The 6,027-nt window shown below is 66.0% G+C and carries 6 protein-coding genes and 1 pseudogene; 4 read left to right on the top strand and 3 right to left on the bottom strand.

The window, feature by feature from the left end:
• Window positions 1-357: pseudogene (locus tag ABZD10_RS12740) on the top strand (23S rRNA (adenine(2503)-C(2))-methyltransferase RlmN); the annotation flags it as partial.
• A gap of 314 nt (window positions 358-671) precedes the next feature.
• Here ABZD10_RS12740 and ABZD10_RS12735 read toward each other — a convergent pair.
• Window positions 672-1,505: a TIGR00730 family Rossman fold protein gene (locus tag ABZD10_RS12735; protein ID WP_372886996.1), complete on the bottom strand. Its 834-nt coding sequence runs from the start codon at window positions 1,503-1,505 to the stop codon at window positions 672-674.
• Between the two features lie 79 nt (window positions 1,506-1,584).
• On the opposite strand from ABZD10_RS12735, the gene ABZD10_RS12730 reads away from it, so the two are divergent.
• Together ABZD10_RS12730 and dapD are read left to right on the top strand one after the other, a co-directional pair.
• Window positions 1,585-2,517 carry a threonine/serine dehydratase gene (locus ABZD10_RS12730; protein WP_372886998.1) on the top strand — a complete coding sequence of 311 codons (933 nt, stop codon included), beginning with the start codon at window positions 1,585-1,587 and terminating at the stop codon, window positions 2,515-2,517.
• Window positions 2,518-2,582: 65 nt separating this feature from the next.
• Window positions 2,583-3,410 (top strand): 2,3,4,5-tetrahydropyridine-2,6-dicarboxylate N-succinyltransferase, encoded by an 828-nt coding sequence (gene dapD, locus ABZD10_RS12725; RefSeq protein ID WP_372886995.1) that lies wholly within the window; start codon window positions 2,583-2,585, stop codon window positions 3,408-3,410.
• Window positions 3,411-3,482: 72 nt separating this feature from the next.
• On the opposite strand, the gene ABZD10_RS12720 is transcribed toward dapD, so the two are convergent.
• Window positions 3,483-4,550: a transporter substrate-binding domain-containing protein gene (locus ABZD10_RS12720; protein ID WP_372886994.1), complete on the bottom strand. Its 1,068-nt coding sequence runs from the start codon at window positions 4,548-4,550 to the stop codon at window positions 3,483-3,485.
• 211 nt (window positions 4,551-4,761) lie between these two features.
• Here ABZD10_RS12720 and ABZD10_RS12715 point away from each other — a divergent pair, with 211 nt between their 5' ends.
• The gene (locus ABZD10_RS12715; protein ID WP_372886992.1) at window positions 4,762-5,130 is read left to right on the top strand and encodes a hypothetical protein; all 369 of its coding nucleotides are present in this window, start codon (window positions 4,762-4,764) and stop codon (window positions 5,128-5,130) included.
• 2 nt (window positions 5,131-5,132) lie between these two features.
• Here the strand turns inward: ABZD10_RS12715 and ABZD10_RS12710 are convergent.
• Window positions 5,133-6,027: Hint domain-containing protein (locus ABZD10_RS12710; RefSeq protein ID WP_372886990.1), on the bottom strand; the 895-nt coding region annotated here is incomplete at its 5' end.

Genomic DNA, 6,027 nt, shown 5'->3' with positions numbered 1-6,027 from the left:
TACCCCAAGGTGTCGAACTCCGAGCGCATCACCTTCGAATACGTGATGCTGCAGGGCGTGAATGACAGTGACGAGGACGCCCATCGCCTGGTCAAGCTGATCAAGGATCACGGCATTCCCGCCAAGATAAACCTGATCCCCTTCAACGAATGGCCCGGCTCGCCCTATCAGCGATCGTCCAACAACCGCATCCGCGCCTTTGCCAATATCATCTATCAGGCCGGCTATGCCTCGCCGATCCGCACCCCGCGCGGCGAGGACATCATGGCCGCCTGCGGCCAGCTGAAATCGGCCACCGAAAGGGCCCGCAAGTCACGCAGGCAGATCGAGGCCGAGGCCGGGCTCGGCAAGGTCTGAGCCGGGCAGAACGCCACGCCGCCCGGCGCTGTGCGCTCCTGGCCCAAAATTTTACCGAAGAGTTCAAAAAATATCCGCTGCTGCGGGCCTGTCGGGTTTTTTCTGCATCTGCAAAGGAATTCCCTTGCGCTGATGCTGCGGCGCGGCATTCTGGAGATACGACCGGGCCGGGTGCAAATCGTTCTTCCTGGGCATCCGGTCCGCAAAGACTGAACGCGGCTATATCCTCCTCCCTTTAGGCGCGTTTCAACAACCAAGGTCCAACAGGGCGTGGCCGGGCAGCGAAAGCCCGGCCATTTTTCGGCCGCCCGGCCCTAACGTCCGGGAATCGCTTCGCGCGGCGCGCAATCACCCCAGCTGTCGATCACCGCGATTGCCTCTTCGGCGGTCTCGACGAAACGGAACAGCTGCAGGTCCTCGGCCGAGATGGTGCCGGCATCGGCCAGCGCCTCCCAGTTGATGATCCGCTCCCAGAAGGCCCGGCCGAACAGCAGGAAGGGCACCCGCTCCATGCGGCCGGTCTGGATCAGGGTCAGCGATTCGAACATCTCGTCCAGGGTGCCGAAACCGCCCGGAAAGACGCAGATCGCCTTGGCCCGCATCAGGAAGTGCATCTTGCGGATGGCGAAATAGTGGAAGTTGAAACACAGCTCGGGCGTCACGTATTCATTCGGCGCCTGTTCATGCGGCAGCACGATATTGAGCCCGATCGACTTGCCGCCAGCCTCCTGCGCGCCGCGGTTGCCGGCCTCCATCACCCCCGGGCCACCGCCGGTGACGATCACGTTGTCGCGCCCGTCGCTGCGCAGGGTCATCAGCCGGGCGAATTCGCGCGCCTCGTCGTAGAAGACGGACAGGCCGGCCAGGGTCTCGGTGCGGGCCCGGTCCCTGTTGGCCGGCGCCGGAATGCGCGCCCCGCCGAACATGACGATGGTGCCCTCGATGCCCATCTGCTGCAATTCCAGCTCGGGCTTGTGCAGCTCCAGCTGCAAGCGCACCGAGCGCATCTCGTCGCGGCACAGGAAATCCGGGTCGGCGAAGGCCAGCCGGTAGGCCGGCGAACGGGTCTGGGCGGTGTCACGCACATGGGTCGCTGCGTCGATGTCCCTGTGCGCCGAGGGAAGCGGGCTCCTGCGGTCTTTATTCATCATGCCTCTCCTGACTTGTAAGTCTTTCCTCCACAGCTATAGGTTCGCAGGCACGATGGCCAGTGACAGAGGTATGACCATGACTTGGCAGGACGACATTCGCGCCGCCGCCGCGCGAATTGAAGGACATGTGCAGAAAACCCCCGTGGTCACGGTAACCGGCTTCGGGCTTGGCTATCCGCTCCAGCTCAAGCTGGAACAGATGCAGCATACCGGCACTTTCAAGGCGCGCGGCGCCTTCAACACCTTGTTGTCACAGGACGTGCCGGCGGCCGGACTGGTGGCGGCTTCGGGCGGCAATCACGGCGCCGCCGTGGCCTATGCGGCGCATCGGCTGGGACACAGGGCGCGGATCTACGTGCCCGAGATGGCCGGGCCCGCCAAGGTCGCGCTGATCCGCGAGGCCGGGGCCGATCTGGTGGTGGTGCCCGGCGCCTATTCCGACGCGCTGGAGCAGGCACTGGCCTACGAGGCCGAGACCGGCGCCATGCAGATCCACGCCTATGACGCCCCCGCGACAGTCGCCGGCCAGGGCACCTGCGCGATGGAATGGGAAGATCAGGGGCTTGATGCCGACACGCTGCTGGTTGCGGTCGGCGGCGGCGGGCTGATCGGCGGCACCATGGCCTGGCTCGACGGAAGCCGCCACGTGGTCGCGGTCGAGCCCGAGACCTCCTGCGCCCTGAACGCCGCCCTCAAGGCCGGAGAGCCGGTCGATGTCGAGGTCTCGGGCGTCGCCGCCAATGCGCTGGGCGCCCGCCGCATCGGCCAGATCTGCTTCGATCTCGCCCAGTCGACCGGCGCCGATTCGCTGCTGGTCGACGACGACGCCATCATCCGCGCGCAGGCGGCACTGTGGCGCGAGACCCGGCAGCTGGTCGAGCCGGCGGGCGCCACCGCCCTCGCGGCGCTGATGTCCGGCGCCTATCGCCCGGCGCCGGGGGAAAAGGTCGCGGTTCTGATCTGCGGCGCCAATGTCGCGCCGGACCCGCTGCAACAAAGGTCGTTTTGACAGGGTGACGCGGCGGTGCGATTTGGCTAGAACAGCGCAAATCGTGAGAACCGGAGCCTGAACACATGTCGAACGCCCAACTGGAACAAGCCATCGAAGCCGCGTGGGACACCCGCGACAGCATCACGCCGCAAACCGGCGGCGAAGTGCGCGAAGCCATCGAAGACACGCTGAACGCGCTGGACTCGGGCAAGCTGCGGGTGGCCGAGAAACTGGAAAACGGCGACTGGCACGTCAACCAGTGGGCCAAGAAGGCGGTGCTGCTGGGCTTCCGCATCAAGGACATGGAATTCCAGGACGGCGGCCCGCAGGGCAGCGGCTGGTGGGACAAGGTCGACAGCAAGTTCAAGGGCTGGGGCGACCATGAATGGAAAGAGGCCGGCTTCCGCGCCGTGCCCAACTGCGTGGTGCGCAAATCGGCCTATGTCGCCCCCGGCGCGGTGCTGATGCCCTCTTTCGTCAACCTCGGCGCCTATGTCGACACCGGCACCATGGTCGACACCTGGGTCACGGTCGGCTCCTGCGCCCAGATCGGCAAGAACGTGCACCTCTCGGGCGGCGTCGGTATCGGCGGCGTGCTCGAGCCGATGCAGGCCGGCCCGACCATCATCGAGGACAACTGCTTCATCGGCGCGCGCTCGGAAGTGGTCGAAGGCTGTATCGTGCGCGAAGGCTCGGTTCTGGGCATGGGCGTGTTCATCGGCCAGTCGACCAAGATCGTCGATCGTGAAACCGGCGAAGTCATGTATGGCGAAGTGCCCGCCGGTTCGGTCGTGGTGGCCGGCTCGATGCCCTCCAAGAACGGCATCAACCTCTATTGCGCGGTGATCGTGAAACGCGTCGACGCCAAGACCCGCTCGAAAACCTCGATCAACGACCTCTTGCGCGACTGACCCCGCGCCACGGCACCTCTTGCAGACAGATCAGGCAGGCTCCGATACGCTCGGGGCCTGTTTTTTTTGCGGTCAGTTGCGATAGGTGGCGCCGAACCAGCGGTCGACCAGATCGTCATAGGTGCCGTCTTCGCGCAGCCGCAGCAGCGACTGGTCGATCTCTTCGCGGATCGCGCTGCCGGTGGGCAGGGCGATGCCGTAGTTCTCGGGCCGGTAAACGCGGTCGATCAGCCGGGCATGGCGCTTGCCGCGCCCCATCGCGTAAAAGGCCAGAATCGGGCCGTCGAAGACCACCGCGTCGATCTCGCCCCGCTCGAAGGCGCGCAGCATCGCCTCGGGGTCGGGGAAATCGCGGAACCCGATGTCGCGGCGCGCGAGGAACTCGGCGCTGGTCGATCCGGCGACGGTCGCCACCTGCCGCCCCTCGAGGTCGTTGACCGAATCGACATTCGACTGGATCGCGTCCACGGTCACCGCAGCGGTGATGGTGGCGACGAAGATCGAGACCACGAACAGGCTCGAGATCACCAGAAACACCGCGAAGATCCGCCCCATGCGCGACATCGGCATACGCTCTTCAAAGCCGCCGTTGACCACAAGGTTCAGCGCCCACCAGAACGACGGGAACATGGCCTCGCGCATCGGCCGGTCGAAATAGACCTGATGGCGGCGTTCGAACAGCCACATCAGGAAACCGCCACCGAACAGCAGCGCCAGTGCCAGTGCCCCCAGCACCAGGATCTCGCGCGCCAGCACCCCGCCCAGCCGCTGCACAGATCCGGCCTCGGCGGGCAAAAGGATCTGCAAGCCGCTTTCAAAGATCGGCTGGCTGAAGTCCATTTCGATCTCGCGCGCGGCGGTGATCGAGATATTGGCGATCGCCCCGTCAAGCTCGGCGTTGCGCACCGTGTTCAGCATGTCGCCGAACGATTCCTGCTTGGCAAATTCAACCGGCCGGCCGAGATCCTTGGCAATCGCCTGCATCAGGTCGATCGAGAAACCGTCGACCCCGTCGTCGTGAAAGATCGCGAAGGGCGGCCGGTGCACGGTGGCAAAGTTCAGCGGCGCGGCGGACTGCGCCTGCGCTCCCGTCACCACGGCGCAGTAGCTCAGGGCCAGAACGGCCAGATTTCTCAGCATTCCCAACATGTCTTCCCCAGCGCGTCGGTCGGTCCTTGTGTTTACATTGCCCGGATGGGCACGGGGGTCAACGCGTCACCACGTCAGAAGGGGCCGGCAAGGGGAAAATCCCCGCGTTGGGCAGCGATTTCGCCGCAAAAGACGGTGCGCACGGCAGCCTTCGCGCGCGGCGCGCTTGACCTTGCCGCCCCCGGCGCGATAAGGCGCGGCCATGGAAAAGCCCAAGAAGAAATCCCGCCAGCAGGCCTATACGCTTCTCGTCCAGGTCGGGCGCAAGGAGGGCGACGGCCTGCCCGAGGGTGCCACCGGCGCGGCGCTGATGATCTATGCCAGCGGCGTCGACGAGGCCGAGGCGGTCCGCGAGACCGTCGCGATCCTGAAACAGGCCGATCTGGCGCCGCTGGACGTCACCGGCTATGGCACGCTGGAAGAACGCCAGGCCCAGGGCCACGACATCGCCGACGAGGAACGCGCCCTGATGCAGCGGGCGCTTGACGAGAACTCGGTCGTGGTGGCGCAGATGACCGCCTTTTTCAATGGCGAGGAAACGCTCGACGCCGGCGACGACCGGATGAACTGAGCTCAGGCGGCGCGCTGCTCGGCCAGAACCAGCGCTTCGAAACTGCCCAGCGCCGGGAAGGCCTGGGTGGAATGCTCGGGCAGGCGGCTGCGCGGATAGCGCGCCAGCAGGCTGCTGCGCAACAGCGCCTCGTTGCGGCGGATGCGGCCGATATTCATGCTCTCGACATAGGTGCCGCAGGCCAGAATCGCCTGGTGGTCCGGCAGCAGCACCTGGGTATAGGTCACCAGCCGGTGTCCACGTTCCGGGATCGCGGCGCTGCCGTTGATCAAATGACGCGCCGGCGCCAGCACATGTTCGGCGTTGAACAGGTATTCGACCCGCGAGCCGCCGATCACCAGCCGCTGGCCGGGGGCGACGACGATATCGGATTCAAGCCCGAAATAGGGGTGCCGCAGCCGCACCGGCTCGAACAGGCCGAAGGCCGGCACCGTGCGCCGCAGCACGGCCAGCACCGGGGCGGTGTCGCCGCCCAGCGTGGTCACCAGATCGCCGCGTTTCAACGTGCCGAGGGCGCGCGGCCCGTAGGGGGTCGCGACCGGGGTCAGGCCGGTCATTCCCGGCATCGGCCCGATCGGCTCGATCCGGTCCGAAACCGCGAGGAACATCAGGTCGGGGGCCATGAAGCTGGCATTGGGGTTCTCGGCAAGCTCGCGCACATCCGATAGCCGCATCTCCACCGGCCCGCTCAGCACGGTCTGAAAGCTGCGCCCCGCGTCCGGGCGCTCCACCGCCAGCCTTGCCCAGTCGCGGGCCATGTCCCAGCTGTAGGTGACGCGCAGGATATCGGTGCGCACGGCCGAGGAATCATGGTTCAGCACGCCATGGAAAATCTCGTCTCCGCGCGCGTGCACCAGCGAAATGCCGCCACCGGGCAAGGCCTGCACGGTCAGGCGC

Origin of the sequence: Shimia sp. (genome assembly GCF_041624275.1) — a bacterium.
GTDB lineage: Bacteria > Pseudomonadota > Alphaproteobacteria > Rhodobacterales > Rhodobacteraceae > Shimia.
The sequence above is the reverse complement of the archived record's forward strand: the minus strand, read 5'-3'. Positions and strand labels throughout refer to the sequence as shown.

Excerpts from the sequence above, each read along its gene's own strand:
- ABZD10_RS12720 (WP_372886994.1), bottom strand. The coding sequence starts at position 4,550 with ATGCTGAGAAATCTGGCCGTTCTGGCCCTGAGCTACTGCGCCGTGGTG.
- ABZD10_RS12735 (WP_372886996.1), bottom strand. The coding sequence starts at position 1,505 with ATGAATAAAGACCGCAGGAGCCCGCTTCCCTCGGCGCACAGGGACATC.
- ABZD10_RS12715 (WP_372886992.1), top strand. The coding sequence starts at position 4,762 with ATGGAAAAGCCCAAGAAGAAATCCCGCCAGCAGGCCTATACGCTTCTC.
- dapD (WP_372886995.1), top strand. The coding sequence starts at position 2,583 with ATGTCGAACGCCCAACTGGAACAAGCCATCGAAGCCGCGTGGGACACC.
- ABZD10_RS12730 (WP_372886998.1), top strand. The coding sequence starts at position 1,585 with ATGACTTGGCAGGACGACATTCGCGCCGCCGCCGCGCGAATTGAAGGA.